A 14,223-nucleotide genomic window follows, 5' to 3' on the forward strand; every position below is an offset into this window, starting at 1 on the left:
TATATATTAATCAAACTACGGTTTCTGTATTATAATTAAATTTCGCGCTTGTAAATCGTAAAATTCAAGCTTATATAACCAAATTTTGGAATAAATCGATTAAAATTAAATTTAGCAATTGCATAAACAGTTCGAAAGATTAAGAAAATAATAAAAAAATAGTTAAAAAATAAAGTAACTGTATGTTTATTCCCTTAAATAATTTAATTTACTTTAGATTATTTGAACCTACATATATGTGCTACAGGGATAAATAGTTTAAAATAAGTACATTTTTTGAGCTATTGTTATATGGATAGAATAGAAAAGCATATATTTTAATAACCTATTTAATAATCAATAATGTTAATAATTTAAATCATGTAATTTATAGATACTTACCATTAAAACATAAACTTTTGTTTATAAAAACTTAACTGATTAAATAAATAAGACTACTCCAAATCAACCTTTTGTAGAAGATTTTGTATCTAAAAGTTCTGCTGTTTTCGCTTGGAGTTCCATTCCATATAGAAGTGAGCATAGAAATCTTTATATCACATAAGAATCTCTTAATTGTGGTACTTGTGCTATTGAAATTTATGATCAAAACACATCATTGATGATCTTCCAGAATATAAATTTATAATTTATATGGGTTGTTTAGGCAAGACTTTTTAGCTTTTTCATAATTTAATTAACATTGTTTACAATAATCTAATTATATAAAAAAGGTCACTCTTATTGCCATTTGAGTGATCTTTTTTAATAAAACAAACAAATACAATGGTTAATCTATTTTCGATGTAGTAAAATAAATTGTAAAGATTAAAATTAACTAAAAATTAAGTATATAAGGATTTGTAAAATATGATGAAAATAAATAGCATATCAATATTTGATAATATAAAACCAGAAAGTAAAGAACAGTTAGAGAATATAATGACAAGTTTTCATGCACAAAGAAAAGAAACTTTATTCCTAGAAAAAGAATTTATTGATAATTTGTATTTTATAGAAAAAGGAAAAGTATCTATATACAAAATAAATGAAAATGGTGAGAGAAAGGTAATATTCATATTTAAAAATGGTGATGTAATAAATGATCTTTCCTTAGATCAAGAAAAAAACACTATTTTTGCTTGTGAAATATTTGAAAAGTCAACTATATTGAAGTGCCCTACATCTGAATTCATAAAAATAATGGAAAATGACTTTAATTTAATGAAAAATATATTAGTTCATACTCAAAATATTAATAGAAGACTATACAGACAACTAAAAAACTCTTCTTCAATAAATATAGATAAAAAACTTGCAGCAAAACTATATAGAATGGGAAAAGAGTTTGGATTAGAACAGGGAGAATGGACACTTATTAAAGCAAACATAAGTATTACATATATAGCAGAAATGCTTGGGTGTAAAAGGGAAAGTTTATCAAGAACAATGAAACAATTGCAAGACTATGGATTGGTCAAAATTGTAAATAAAAATATTTATATAAAAAAAGAAGGTTTATCTAAATACTTTAAAGGTAATTAATAGAGAGTGCACATAACAATGTAATTAATGTTATGTGTATTTTTTTATAAATTCGATAAAAAGATATCAATATTGTTATATATATCACAGACATTCAAAAAATCGTATGCTACTATATCTTTAATAAAATATAGGAGGAGAGATTATGAAGATAAAATTGAATAGAGCAAACTTCGATAAAGGTCTTAAATTATTGAAATCGGAATATAAAATTTTTGCACCTGTAACGACCCCTTTTAAAGGAGTTTACTCTGATACAGATTTAACTAAATATGAGGAAATAAGTAGTATAGAGGATATAGAGTTTAATAAAAAATCTAACTTTTCACCAAAAGAAGTTATACTACCGATAACTCAAACATTATTTTATTTTACAGAAAAAGAATATAAAACTAGTGATATAGATAATAAAAAATTGATTATCTTTTTAAGGGCTTGTGATATAAATGGAGTAAAAAGATTAGACGAGATTTATCTTAATAACGGTATTGAAAAAGATTATTTTTATGAAAGATTAAGATCGAAAGTAAAGTTTGTTTTAATTGGATGTAAAGAAAGTTTTAGAAATTGTTTTTGTGTAAGTATGGGGTCTAACAAAACTGATAACTACTCAATGGCATTAAATATAGATAATGATGAAGTTTATTTAGATATAAAAGATGAAGATCTAAATGTATTTAAGGGTGAAGGTACGGAGTTTGAAGTTAATTACGCTAAAGAAAACATTTTCTGTGTAGAGTCACCTAAAAATATAAACCCGATAGAACTATCAAAGCATGAAATGTGGAATGAGTATGACTCTAGATGTATAGGCTGTGGACGCTGCAATTTTGTCTGTCCAACTTGTACTTGCTTTACTATGCAAGATATATACTACAAAGAAAATGAAACTGTAGGTGAAAGAAGAAGAGTATGGGCGTCTTGTCAGATAGATGGTTACACAGATATGGCAGGTGGTCATTCTTTTAGAAAAAAACAAGGTGAAAGAATGAGATTTAAAGTGATGCATAAGATATACGACTTTGATAAAAGATTTGGATACCAAATGTGCGTAGGATGTGGAAGATGCGATGATGCCTGTCCGCAATATATATCTTTTTCACAGTGCGTAGAAAAAATAAAAGGCATAGTAGATATCTATGAGGAGGTAAAGTAGATGAATCCATACATACCAGTTAATTCAAAGATTATAGATATAATTAAACATACAGATATAGAATGGACATTTAGGGTTTCTAGTAAAACCGAAGGAGTTTTACCAGGAATGTTTTATGAAATTTCAATTCCTAAATTTGGAGAAAGTCCAATATCAGTATCAGGATACGGAAAAGATTATATAGATTTTACTATAAGAAATGTAGGTAAGGTAACTAGTGAATTATTTAATTATACAGTTGGAGATAGCTTTTTTATAAGAGGACCTTATGGGAATGGATTTGATATAAGTTTATACGAGGGAAGAGAAATTGTTATTGTAGCAGGAGGAAGTGGTCTAGCTCCTGTAAGAGGTATCGTAGAGCATTTTTACAACAATCCTGATAGATGTATAAGCTTTAAGTTAATAGTTGGATTTAAAAGCCCTCAAGATATATTATTCAAAGATGATTTAAATAAATGGAGTGAAAAACTAGACATATTGGTAACAGTAGATAATGCTGATAGTGATTATGATGGAAATATAGGATTGGTTACAAAGTATATTCCAGAGTTGAAGATAGATGATATAAATAACATATCTGCAGTAGTTGTTGGACCTCCTATGATGATGAAATTTACAGTAGCAGAGTTTTTAAAAAGAAATCTATCTGAGCACAACATGTGGGTATCTTACGAAAGAAAAATGTGCTGTGGTGTAGGTAAATGTGGACACTGTAAAATGGATGATACTTATATTTGTATAGATGGACCTGTATTTGATTATTCTTATGCAAAGAATTTAATAGATTAGGAGGTATAACTATGATAAGAGATTTAAATACTAAGAAAGTAATGAAAAATGCTTTTAGAATAACTAAAACTAAATATGAAACTTCTCTTAGAGTGAGAATACCGGGTGGAAGTGTAGATCCAGAAAGTTTGATGATAATTTCTAAGATAGCTACAGAGTATGGAAATGGCGAAATACATATTACCACTAGACAAGGTTTTGAAATACTGGGTATAAAGATGGAAGATATTGAGGCAGTAAACAAACTTATACAACCAGTAATTGAAAAAATGGATATAAACCAGGCAGAAAAAGAAGAAGGATATCCAGCTGCAGGTACTAGAAATATATCTGCATGTATAGGAAACAAAGTCTGTCCAAAGGCTCAATATCACACAACAAACTTTGCAAAGAGAATAGAAAAAGCTATCTATCCAAATGATTTACACTTTAAGATAGCACTAACTGGATGTCCAAATGACTGTATAAAGGCGAGAACCCATGACTTTGGAATAATAGGCATGACACGTCCTTTATATGAAAAGAGAGATGTATATCATGTGGAGCTTGTGTGAAAAAATGTGAAAAACTATCCACTAAAGCTTTAAGTATGGAAAACTATAAAATCGTAAGAGATCACGATAAATGCATAGGATGTGGAGAGTGTACTTTAAACTGTCCTACTTCAGCATGGACTAGAGATGAAAAGAAATACTACAGACTAGCAATCATGGGTAGAACAGGTAAGAAAAATCCAAGGCTAGCAGAAGATTTCTTATTGTGGGCAGATGAAGAATCTATAATAAAAATAATACTTAATACTTATAAATATGTAGAGCAATATATAGCTAAAGATGCTCCAGGAGGAAAAGAGCATATAGGATATATAGTTGATAGAACAGGATTTATGGAATTTAAAAAGTGGGCATTAGAAGGTGTAAATTTAGATGATATAGTAAAAGTAAATGAAAATATTTACTGGAGCGGAATCAAATATTAACTTAAACTAGGGGGTAATTATGCATAACGAAACACTTGAAAAACTTACAGTCGCGTCTAAGAACAAAGTTAATTTATTAAATAGCAGTAGATTAAAATACATTGTATCATCAGCTTTTGCAGGCCTTTATGTTGGTATAGGAATATTATTAATTTTTACAATAGGTGGACTTTTAACATCAGCTAATTCTCCTATGACAAAAATTATGATGGGTGTATCATTTGCTATAGCATTAAGTTTAGTTGTAATGACTGGTAGTGAACTATTTACAGGTAACAACATGGTAATGACAGCTGGTACGTTAAACAAAGGCACTAGTACTAAAGACTTACTCAGAGTATGGGCTTATAGTTTTGTAGGTAATTTGCTTGGATCGCTTTTGGTTTCTGGATTATTTGTAGGTACAGGACTTGTTAATAAAGGATCTGTAATGGAGTTTTTCGCTACAACATCATTAGCTAAAGCATCACTTCCATTTATGGATCTTTTCTTTAGAGGAGTACTTTGTAACATACTAGTATGCGTGGCTGTAATATGCTCATTTAGAACAAATGATGATACTGCAAAGTTAATAATGATATTTATGTGTTTATTTGCTTTCATAACTAGTGGGTTTGAACATAGTGTAGCTAATATGACTATATTTGGAGTAGCATTATTTTCAAGTGCTATCAAAGGAGCTACTCTTATGGGTGCAATATATAACTTATTTGTAGTTACATTAGGAAACATAGCAGGTGGAGCACTAGTAATGGGTGCTGGTGCATATATATTGGGTAAAAAAGATTAAGCAATGAATAAGCTTTAGTAAGGTGTGTTGGGTTAAAATAAAATTAGTAATAGAATAATAAAATAGTATCTACTGAAATTGTTCAATAGATACTATTTTTATTTTAAATTTGTTGTTATATAGCTAATTAACAACGTATTTATCTATATAAAATCTTATTGTTGATTTGCAACTTCTAGTTCATCACTTAGTAATGCAGCTCCTACTGCTAGTACAAATGGAGCTATTATTAAACTTCCTAATAGTATTGTCATGTATAACTCCTCCTTTTTCTTATCTTTATTTTATAAGTCTATTATACATGTACAACTTTAAAATAGCCTGACGTAAATCTTAACTAAATCTTACATTTTTGATAGTTAATATTATATATATATTTTTTTGAGGATAGTTATATTTCAGTACCTAATTTATAGATTTTAGTCCATTTTTAAATTAAAAGTTGTGATTTATGATATTCTATAATAAATTAATTTTAAAGTTTAAGCTCAGGAGGGTTTATATATGTTAAATTATTCAAAACATCAAGTTAGCATAAACAAGTATATATGGAAAACTTTAAAAGTTTTTAACTTTTTTGATAGTCCAAAGTTTATATTGATATTAGCAAGTATATCTAAAGTTTTTAGAAATATTATCTGGGCGTTATTAGGGTTTGCAGAACCTCCTATTAGCCATAAATACAACATATAAAATTATTAATCACAAAAAATATAAACGCAATAAATACATCAATTTCTTTAATCAATATATTTATTGCGTTCTGTAGCTATATGTATGTGATAAATGATGACAAACCCCTTATGGAGAGAAGTATTAACTAAATCGTATCCAGCTTATAAATATATCAATGCCAGATACAAATATATTATAAAACATGTTATCAGTAATATTTAGATATATTAACATAAAAATAATCAATTAATTTGATTTTTTATCAAATTAATTGTATTATTAAAACCTAAATAAAATTTTAGACTTTTAATAATATACCGATTAAAAATGCCTCCAAACTATAGATTTAGTTATGGAGGTATTTTTTACGCTTAAAGAAACTATGTTTAACTAATATTTATGGATAACATCTTGAGCATCATAATTTAGACTCTTTAGTGAAATAAAAAATAACATTTTGAGCAACGGACGAAGTGGTTAGCTACATGAGCGAAGCGAATTTTATATATTTATTGTGATTTTTTTCCATTTAAATTGTGCTATAATTTTATCATAAAATTTTTAAACTTGGGGGATTAAAATGTATAGTGATATTAAGATTATAAAAAAAGAAGTAAGGGACTTCTTGATAATTAACTTTAGCTTAATTACTTTTATATCTATCTTCATATTTATTCGCGCTGCAAAACCAAATAGCATTTCATTTTTATCAAGCTTTGCAGGATTATTTATGTACATTCCCGCATTTTCAGCAATTACTATTTTAAATATAAGCCATCATTATATCTTTCCCTCATCAATATATAGATTTTTTAATATCTTTTCTATTGCTACAATTACAAAGATAATTTTATGTATAATTGAATCTTTGTTATAACACTAAGATATCTTTTTAGTAGATGTTCTAGTATCTTGTTATCTTATAACTAGCATTTTTATGAATTCATCTGATTTTGAAATTTTAAATTTATGCTTTAACAAAAACTTAAAAAAAATTGTATTTGTAATATTGATTTCTTTAGCAATAACTACAATTAGTAATTTATCACAATTAAAATATATTCAAATTAGTCCTATAAATATTTTAGATTCAATTATGAGAGTTTTATTTATAGTGGGTTTAAATGTAGTCTTTGGATGTAATCTATTCTTTGGAGAGGAATTTGGCTGGAGATACTTCTTACAACCTCGCTTACAAAATCTTTACGGAAAAAGATTAGGAGTTATTTTATTAGGTCCAATATGGGGAATTTGGCATTTACCTCTTTGTATAACTTTGTATAGCCCTGAAAGTCCAATATACTGTGTTATTACTCATATAATTGCATGTACTACTCTTGGAGTATTTTTAGGATATGCTTACATGAAAACCGAGAACCTCTGGGCTCCTATGCTAGTACATTTGTTAAATAACTCGATTGCACCTATAATTGGTAATTCACACGGCAAAGTTTATACACTAAAGACTCTTTTTTATGAAATTTTATTGTATTCAATAGTATTCTTGCCATTTTTACTTATAAAAGAATATAGCTCTAATCAAAAATTATATATTGATAATTAACATATATATTGAATTTTATAAAATAACACCCAACTCTAAAATTTAGACTTGGGTGTTATTTTAGCTCTATTATAATTAATACTTATAACTGTTCTTTCTTTAGTTTTAGGTATTCTATTCTTTCTAACTTGTGTTTAGTATCTTTTAAAACTGTTTTTTCTACTAAAGGATCTTTTTTCAGATACTCGTAAACTGCTTTAACAATAACTGTATTTAGATTATCTCCATCTCGTTCTGCCTTTAAATCAAGTTCTTTTTTTAAATCCATACTTACTGTTACCATAGTTCTTGTATTCGCTTTACTTACTGCCATTTTTACCTCCTAAAATCAATTTTGAAATATAGTGTAAATTTAGATGCGTCTTTTAATTTATTTTAAAATAGTGTTATCACTTTAATAAGTAAATTTTATCATATATTTATTATATCAATCAATTCAAATATTAATATACATATCTAAATTTAGTCATTTACATAATTATATTTAATACTTAAAAATTTAAACCTTACTATTTAATACAAAAGTGCAATCACTTTTTTATAAAACAGGTTGAATATAGAACGTATGTTCTATATAATATTGCTATAGAATCTAATTTTGGAGGGGTTCAATGAAACAACTTTCTACTAATGAAAAACTAATTGTATTAGGGTATATAGAGGAGATGCTAGATATATTTAATACTGTTTTAATTGAAGAATTTAAAGATGGGGAAGAACCAAATATTATTTGTAATGGTAGTAAATTTTTAAAAAGAGATTTTGAATCTCTAAAAATAAAAATTCAAAATTTATAGCATTAAAAAACAGATATTTTATGAAAGGTAGTGATTTATATTGATCAGCGAAATTGTCAATATTGTTGGTAAGGAAGGTTCTTGGGCTTTACTTTCATTTGGATTGATACTTTACATACTAAAAGCTCAAGAAAAAAGGGATATCTTACAAGAACAAAGAGAGGAAAAATATCAAGAGATAATAGAAACTATGACATGTAAATTAGATATTTTGACTCGTCTTTCAGAAGACATAAATGATATTAAAAGTAAATTGCAAAATACAGTTCACTAGTTGTTTACATATAAAAAAGGATTGCTATTATAATTTAATATAATAGCAACCATTTTTCATTCTCTCAATATTTCATATATTCCCTTAAACCCTTCATCAACAACTAAATTTCTATAGTTACCTTTTTTTAAATCAAATCTTCTTCCCATCTGTTCCACTGTATATCCCTCTGATTCCATATACTCTGTAAAATCATTATAAGATCTACTTATATACCTCAATGGTTCATCTGAAATTTTTTCTACTTTCTCATTATTCAAGGTTATCTTAACAATATCACTTAATCCAATAAATGGATTAAGTATTTTAGAAGAGTTAATTAGATATACCATTACCAAACTGCTATTATTGTAAATTGTTATTATTTCAACATAAATTTAAGAAAATCTTAAGATTTATAATACTAAAACAGTGTTAGTATTTATATTAGTTAACCCATTAAATTTTGAAAGGAGGAATTTTTAAGTTATGTATATAATTTACCCACTTCTTTGTGCCATAATACCTTGTTTCATATATCAAATAATTACTATAAAATCTAAAAGTTTAGAAGATGAAACAGGCTTAATATTTCATTTTATATGGGTTTATGTTTTCTTATTTTATATTTATTTAGCAATCAACGTAGCTGGAATCGGGAGTATGTGGGATATAGGCCAGTATGGAAACATCATCCGGATAGAAGAGATAAACTTAGTTCCATTTAATTCATCAGGTGTTATTACATACATACTAAATGTTATAATGTTTATGCCTTTAGGTTTTTTACTTCCTCTAATTTGGGACCAGTGTAGGAGTCTTCGTAAAGTATTTTTGGTCGGACTATGTTTTTCATTATCAATTGAATTTTGCCAATTATTCAATCATAGGGCTACAGACATTGATGATTTAATGATGAACTCATTAGGAGCTGTTTTAGGATATTTAATATGGTTCTCTTCAATTAATTTAGTTGAACGAGTAAGTAAGTCCCCTATATTTGTTTCTATGAATAAATCAAATATCCAAATAAATTTAGTTTATATATAAATAAAATACTGTCTCTATATCTAAACATGAACCAGTCATTTACCTTGTATTAGCTGTTTTAGGAGAGTTTTTATTTTACAACTGGATGCTTATACCGAACTAATTTTACAAATCATTTATATCTTAAATGTTAAAATAACTTTAAATATATCAAATTCATAAGGGGTGAATGGAATGAAAAAGGAAAAATTTATAATATTAAGTTCACTTGTACCAATTCTAATGCTAATTAATATAACAGTTTTTAAATGTATTTTAATTGCTAATATAATAATAGCTTTAACTTTAGCACTCATTTCTGGAAAACTAGTATCTGAGGTTATAAAGTTAAGAAATAGGAATATCTAAATTAAAAAAGTACTTACTGTAATAGTAAGTACTTTTTAAGTTTTAATTCTTAAGTTTAAACTTTGATATCAGTTTATCTATAAAATATCCTATTGCTGCAAATCCAATCCCTGACATCCCTAAACTAGGAACTGAATCTTCGAATAAAAATCCAACAATAAGTCCAATACAGCCAAATATACACATAATTTCCCAGCTAAACTTTTCATCATTTATTTCGATTTCTTCCTCATCATAAACTAATGAATCTACAGTTACATCAAAAAATTTTCCAATAGATTTTAAACTTTCAATATCGGGCATATCCTCTTGATTTTCCCATTTATCAATATATTGACTTGATATGTTGAGCATTTTACCTAGTTTTTCTTGTGAAAATTCATTTTCAATTCTCAATTGCTTTAATTTATCTCCAAAATTCACTTTCATCCTCCTAAAGTATCTCCTTATAAGTATAATATCTTTATTAATTAAGATAACACAACTTATAATCTATTTTTACACAATGGATTAATATGTATAAATTTTGAACTTAAATATTCTACTATTTAAAAACTGATTGATATGATAACAAAAATAACATACCATTAATTCTAAAAAGGAGTAATACTATGATAAAAAAACTAGAGTTAAAAATACCAAATATGATTTATATGCATAGCTTTCTAGAAAATATAAATGACTATAAAACAAACGATGATTTAGAATATTTTAATATGTATAAAGCAGCAATAAATAACTTCGAACAATACGTAAATAAATTAAACAATAATGCTAAAGGACTTGATTTACCCGAAGGGTATATTCCCTCATCAACTTTTTGGCTAGTAAATGATGATAACAATGTCTTAGGAGTAGTTAGAATTAGACATCAAGCAATTCCTTTACATGGTCATATTGGATATGACATAGCTCCACGATATAGAGGTAATGGCTATGGTAATAAAATATTAGAACTTGCATTACCTTTAGCAAAGAAACTCGGTATTAATCAAGTTATATTAAATTGTGAATCTACAAATATACGCTCCCAAAAGGTCATACAATTAAATAATGGTATATTGTTTAAAACTATAGTAGGAGATGGAAAAGTTTATAATCAAATTTTATTATTGAAGTATAAATATATCTATATGTTTTTATATATTAAAATTTTTTATAATAAAATTTTTCATTACAATTTTTGATACAAAATCACATAAATTCTAACTTGTATATAACTATTACAATTATAGTTAATTAGCTTGTTAACAGTTTCAAATACTAATTAAGTACATTTAAATAAATAGTAATCGAAAATAATTTTAAATTTTTTGTAGAAGGAAATCGTAAACATTTATCAAATACTTATATTGCAGGAATTCTTGCATTCATAGATTTATCAACTCATTCATTTGTCCTGCTTATTTGATTTAAAGAATTTTCAAATATACAATTCTGCAAAATTCACAAGATATTTGTTGTTATAATAACAACAAATGTGAATACAATTATACCAAAGGAGATGTTTAAAATGAAAAGCAATAACTTAGCTCCATTAAATTCTAAACCTAACTTTAAAGGTATTTTGGGTGTTGCTTCAGTTTGGTTTGCTGCTCATGTCGGTGGAGGCTTTGCTACAGGTAATCAGACAATGAATTTCTTTGTTGAAGATGGATGGTATACCTTCTGGATACCAATCCTAATTATCGGTATTATATCTTTAGTTTATAGGGAAACAATGATTATGGCTAAAAATCATCAAGCTTATGACTACAGAACAATAGCTAAAAAACTTTATGAACCATACGATAAGGTACTACCTATCGTATTTGAGATTTGTTACTTAATAATAGTTTTACTTGCTACAGGAGGCTCTATTGCTGGTGCAGCTGCATTATTTACTGAATTTGGACTTAGCTACAACCTAGGTGTAGTGATAACCGGATCAGTACTATTTATACTAACAATATTTGGTGCTAACCTAATTAGAAGTGCCTCTTCATTTATGACTATAATAATAGTCGTTTGTCTTGCTCTGATATGTTATATAGGAATTTCTGCAAACTCTGATAATTTTGTTCAATTAGCAACAACTGGATATGCAACTTCATCAGTTTGGGAAGCCCTATGGTCAGGTCTACAATATGCTGGGTTCCAGGCTATAGTATGGTCAATAGTTGTAAGTGTTTGTCAACCTCTTAAAACAGATAAGGAAATCAATATAACAACTATAATAGGATTTGTATTAAACAGTGTAATGATAGTACTTAGTTGCATGATGTTATTTGCATGGCTTCCAGGAAATTCCGGAGAAACACTTCCTATTCTTTACATTTGTAAGCAAATAGGTAAAAACTGGCTTGTAGTCTTATACTCTATTGTACTTTTACTTGCATTCATATCTACTGGTATAGGGTGTGTATTTGGTGCAATTGCAAGATTTGAAAATATTATTAAAGTTCCATCAAATATAACAGTTAGAAGAGGAGTTCTTTCTCTATGCTGTATGATACTATCTATGGCTATATCTCTTTTCGGTCTTACAAACATAGTTAAGATTGGATACGGATATACTGGTATAATTGGTGTTTTCGTTGTAATAATTCCAGTACTTACTGTAGGACATATTAAAAATAAAAAATTCAAATTAAATCAACAGATTCCGAATACACAAGAGAATGTAATTGTAGAAGAGTAGAATTAATTATAAATTTTTTGTAAGTTCATAGCTAATTGCTAAAAATAAATAAAATGCCTTAGAATCTTAATTAACTAGATTCTAAGGCATTTTTTACGCTTAAGTAAATTATATTTATGGATAACTTATAAAATGCAGTGATCCCCTATTTTGTTGAATATAAAAAAATTAAATTTTGAGCGACATGATCGAAGCGAGTTTTTTATTTTAAAATATAGAGAGTATTTTTACATGTTTTTCTTTTGTAAGATTTTTAAAACATTTATTATCTATATTCATTTTTTCTAGAATTCTCAAATTTTTATTTGATACAAATTTTTACTTTGCTTAATGTAAATACTTATACTACATTTTTATGGAATAGTATTTGAATGGTTGATAATATAATTATCTAAGGGGTGGAAATATGAGTTTAAGTTGCTTAGATTTTTTAATTTATCCAATCATATATATTTTATCAATGCCAATTTTAGTTTTATTTCATGAGTTAGGTCATGCAATTTCCGCATTAATACTTACCGATGATATTGTAAGCATTTACATAGGAACGTCTAGTTTAAATACGAGATTTAGATTTGGTAGGTTAACTATTTATTTTAATGGTTATTCATCCTTAATGGATATATCATATGGTTGTGTAAATTGGAATCCAATGTATAATAATTTAAAGTCAATTTTAATGAATGCCGCTGGACCCCTTATATCTTTATTAATTGCTTTTCGATTTTTTATAATTTTAGATAATTATCATCTATCATATTTTTTAATTAAGGTTTATAATGGAATATTTATTTTCAGTTTTAGCCAATTTTTATTTACAATTTTTCCAATTAAATACACTTATAGACCCTATATCGGGTTTTCAAGTGATGGGTATAAAATCTTACAACACTTGAAAATACTACATTAGATCATTTGATTTTACTTAATCTAATTGCAAAACAGGAAAATACAATATTTTTATCGTTAATTTTAAATTTGTGTAACATTTTGTTTCCTTTACTTGTCCATAGATTTAAAATAAAATATATAATTATATATTTTATTGAGGTGGTAAAATGAGTGCAAAACAATTAATTTTATTAGTTTTCGCTATTTTGTTAAGTATTTATAATGTGTATACCCTTTATCAAAAGGATAGATAATTTAATATACATTTGTTTAAGTTTTAAATTTATAGTCTACGTATCTAAAAAAGAGTATATATATCTAAATTGATAAATCAATTTATATATATATACTCTTTTTTAATATGCTTATTAAGGTTACTTAAGTAAACGATAAAATTCATAAGTTTTAGGAATCAATAGTAGACTTAATGAATATGTTAAGATGTATAGCTAAGGTTTATTATATGTGCCTTAGTTATACATTATATTTAATCCAGTACTTTTACTCTCATTTGTGCTGGATTATTTTTTATGCTATTTATCGCATTCCTTATATTTGATTTAAATGAGTCTAGCCTAGTTTCTTTGGATAACATATTGATATCCCCCCTTTATATTTTATTTAATAATATTTTATTAAAATCCATATAAATTTGTTGTTAAGATATCTACTATTATATAAAAACAATATTAAGATTTCTTAATATATTTAATACTCTATTTCT

At 26.5% G+C, this 14,223-nt stretch carries 16 protein-coding genes and 1 pseudogene; 14 read left to right on the forward strand and 3 right to left on the reverse strand.

What is annotated here, in order from left to right; translation table 11 throughout:
• Positions 1–849 precede the first annotated feature (849 nt).
• The 7 genes and pseudogenes from LEQ07_RS05330 to LEQ07_RS05360 all read left to right on the forward strand — a co-directional run bounded on the left by LEQ07_RS05330 (position 850) and on the right by LEQ07_RS05360 (position 7,480).
• Positions 850–1,524, forward strand: coding sequence for a Crp/Fnr family transcriptional regulator (locus LEQ07_RS05330; RefSeq protein WP_263329799.1), 675 nt, complete (start codon positions 850–852; stop codon positions 1,522–1,524).
• Between the two features lie 145 nt (positions 1,525–1,669).
• Positions 1,670–2,680: an anaerobic sulfite reductase subunit AsrA gene (gene asrA, locus LEQ07_RS05335; protein WP_263329800.1), complete on the forward strand. Its 1,011-nt coding sequence runs from the start codon at positions 1,670–1,672 to the stop codon at positions 2,678–2,680.
• Complete coding sequence (gene asrB / locus LEQ07_RS05340) at positions 2,681–3,472, forward strand: anaerobic sulfite reductase subunit AsrB (RefSeq protein ID WP_263329801.1); 792 nt, start codon at positions 2,681–2,683, stop codon at positions 3,470–3,472.
• A gap of 11 nt (positions 3,473–3,483) precedes the next feature.
• Positions 3,484–4,451: pseudogene (gene asrC / locus LEQ07_RS22405) on the forward strand (sulfite reductase subunit C).
• Positions 4,452–4,470: 19 nt separating this feature from the next.
• Positions 4,471–5,241: a formate/nitrite transporter family protein gene (locus LEQ07_RS05350; protein WP_263329802.1), complete on the forward strand. Its 771-nt coding sequence runs from the start codon at positions 4,471–4,473 to the stop codon at positions 5,239–5,241.
• 504 nt (positions 5,242–5,745) lie between these two features.
• The gene (locus tag LEQ07_RS05355; RefSeq protein ID WP_263329803.1) at positions 5,746–5,934 is read left to right on the forward strand and encodes a hypothetical protein; all 189 of its coding nucleotides are present in this window, start codon (positions 5,746–5,748) and stop codon (positions 5,932–5,934) included.
• A 919-nt stretch (positions 5,935–6,853) separates the two neighbouring features.
• Positions 6,854–7,480, forward strand: coding sequence for a CPBP family intramembrane glutamic endopeptidase (locus LEQ07_RS05360; RefSeq protein ID WP_263329804.1), 627 nt, complete (start codon positions 6,854–6,856; stop codon positions 7,478–7,480).
• An 82-nt stretch (positions 7,481–7,562) separates the two neighbouring features.
• Here LEQ07_RS05360 and LEQ07_RS05365 read toward each other — a convergent pair whose 3' ends face one another.
• Positions 7,563–7,793, reverse strand: coding sequence for a hypothetical protein (locus tag LEQ07_RS05365; protein ID WP_021431878.1), 231 nt, complete (start codon positions 7,791–7,793; stop codon positions 7,563–7,565).
• 298 nt (positions 7,794–8,091) lie between these two features.
• On the opposite strand from LEQ07_RS05365, the gene LEQ07_RS05370 reads away from it, so the two are divergent.
• Together LEQ07_RS05370 and LEQ07_RS05375 are read left to right on the forward strand one after the other, a co-directional pair.
• A complete protein-coding gene (locus tag LEQ07_RS05370) occupies positions 8,092–8,277 on the forward strand; it encodes a hypothetical protein (RefSeq protein ID WP_025162898.1) in 186 nt (61 codons plus the stop codon).
• A 40-nt stretch (positions 8,278–8,317) separates the two neighbouring features.
• A complete protein-coding gene (locus LEQ07_RS05375; protein ID WP_263329805.1) occupies positions 8,318–8,551 on the forward strand; it encodes a BhlA/UviB family holin-like peptide in 234 nt (77 codons plus the stop codon).
• Positions 8,552–8,607: 56 nt separating this feature from the next.
• Here LEQ07_RS05375 and LEQ07_RS05380 read toward each other — a convergent pair whose 3' ends face one another.
• Positions 8,608–8,883: a hypothetical protein gene (locus tag LEQ07_RS05380; protein WP_263329806.1), complete on the reverse strand. Its 276-nt coding sequence runs from the start codon at positions 8,881–8,883 to the stop codon at positions 8,608–8,610.
• A 136-nt stretch (positions 8,884–9,019) separates the two neighbouring features.
• Between LEQ07_RS05380 and LEQ07_RS05385 the strand changes: the two genes are divergently transcribed.
• Both LEQ07_RS05385 and LEQ07_RS05390 read left to right on the forward strand, forming a co-directional pair.
• A complete protein-coding gene (locus LEQ07_RS05385) occupies positions 9,020–9,580 on the forward strand; it encodes a VanZ family protein (RefSeq protein ID WP_263329807.1) in 561 nt (186 codons plus the stop codon).
• A gap of 174 nt (positions 9,581–9,754) precedes the next feature.
• On the forward strand, positions 9,755–9,928 hold the full coding sequence (locus LEQ07_RS05390) for a hypothetical protein (protein ID WP_161794415.1): 174 nt from the start codon (positions 9,755–9,757) through the stop codon (positions 9,926–9,928).
• Positions 9,929–9,970: 42 nt separating this feature from the next.
• On the opposite strand, the gene LEQ07_RS05395 is transcribed toward LEQ07_RS05390, so the two are convergent.
• On the reverse strand, positions 9,971–10,351 hold the full coding sequence (locus tag LEQ07_RS05395) for a helix-turn-helix domain-containing protein (protein WP_263329810.1): 381 nt from the start codon (positions 10,349–10,351) through the stop codon (positions 9,971–9,973).
• A 188-nt stretch (positions 10,352–10,539) separates the two neighbouring features.
• Here LEQ07_RS05395 and LEQ07_RS05400 point away from each other — a divergent pair, with 188 nt between their 5' ends.
• The 3 genes from LEQ07_RS05400 to LEQ07_RS22875 all read left to right on the forward strand — a co-directional run bounded on the left by LEQ07_RS05400 (position 10,540) and on the right by LEQ07_RS22875 (position 13,518).
• Positions 10,540–11,115, forward strand: coding sequence for a GNAT family N-acetyltransferase (locus LEQ07_RS05400; RefSeq protein ID WP_263329812.1), 576 nt, complete (start codon positions 10,540–10,542; stop codon positions 11,113–11,115).
• 326 nt (positions 11,116–11,441) lie between these two features.
• On the forward strand, positions 11,442–12,608 hold the full coding sequence (locus LEQ07_RS05405; protein WP_263329814.1) for a YkvI family membrane protein: 1,167 nt from the start codon (positions 11,442–11,444) through the stop codon (positions 12,606–12,608).
• Between the two features lie 460 nt (positions 12,609–13,068).
• The gene (locus LEQ07_RS22875; RefSeq protein WP_442952400.1) at positions 13,069–13,518 is read left to right on the forward strand and encodes a hypothetical protein; all 450 of its coding nucleotides are present in this window, start codon (positions 13,069–13,071) and stop codon (positions 13,516–13,518) included.
• The last annotated feature ends 705 nt before the right edge of the window (positions 13,519–14,223 follow it).

It is taken from the genome of Paraclostridium sp. AKS73 (assembly GCF_025671395.1).
Classification (GTDB): domain Bacteria; phylum Bacillota; class Clostridia; order Peptostreptococcales; family Peptostreptococcaceae; genus Paraclostridium; species Paraclostridium benzoelyticum.

Excerpts from the sequence above, each read along its gene's own strand:
- LEQ07_RS05330 (WP_263329799.1), top strand. The coding sequence starts at position 850 with ATGATGAAAATAAATAGCATATCAATATTTGATAATATAAAACCAGAA.
- asrA (WP_263329800.1), top strand. The coding sequence starts at position 1,670 with ATGAAGATAAAATTGAATAGAGCAAACTTCGATAAAGGTCTTAAATTA.
- asrB (WP_263329801.1), top strand. The coding sequence starts at position 2,681 with ATGAATCCATACATACCAGTTAATTCAAAGATTATAGATATAATTAAA.
- LEQ07_RS05350 (WP_263329802.1), top strand. The coding sequence starts at position 4,471 with ATGCATAACGAAACACTTGAAAAACTTACAGTCGCGTCTAAGAACAAA.
- LEQ07_RS05355 (WP_263329803.1), top strand. The coding sequence starts at position 5,746 with ATGTTAAATTATTCAAAACATCAAGTTAGCATAAACAAGTATATATGG.
- LEQ07_RS05360 (WP_263329804.1), top strand. The coding sequence starts at position 6,854 with ATGAATTCATCTGATTTTGAAATTTTAAATTTATGCTTTAACAAAAAC.
- LEQ07_RS05365 (WP_021431878.1), bottom strand. The coding sequence starts at position 7,793 with ATGGCAGTAAGTAAAGCGAATACAAGAACTATGGTAACAGTAAGTATG.
- LEQ07_RS05370 (WP_025162898.1), top strand. The coding sequence starts at position 8,092 with ATGAAACAACTTTCTACTAATGAAAAACTAATTGTATTAGGGTATATA.
- LEQ07_RS05380 (WP_263329806.1), bottom strand. The coding sequence starts at position 8,883 with ATGGTATATCTAATTAACTCTTCTAAAATACTTAATCCATTTATTGGA.
- LEQ07_RS05385 (WP_263329807.1), top strand. The coding sequence starts at position 9,020 with ATGTATATAATTTACCCACTTCTTTGTGCCATAATACCTTGTTTCATA.
- LEQ07_RS05390 (WP_161794415.1), top strand. The coding sequence starts at position 9,755 with ATGAAAAAGGAAAAATTTATAATATTAAGTTCACTTGTACCAATTCTA.
- LEQ07_RS05400 (WP_263329812.1), top strand. The coding sequence starts at position 10,540 with ATGATAAAAAAACTAGAGTTAAAAATACCAAATATGATTTATATGCAT.
- LEQ07_RS05405 (WP_263329814.1), top strand. The coding sequence starts at position 11,442 with ATGAAAAGCAATAACTTAGCTCCATTAAATTCTAAACCTAACTTTAAA.
- LEQ07_RS22875 (WP_442952400.1), top strand. The coding sequence starts at position 13,069 with ATGCCAATTTTAGTTTTATTTCATGAGTTAGGTCATGCAATTTCCGCA.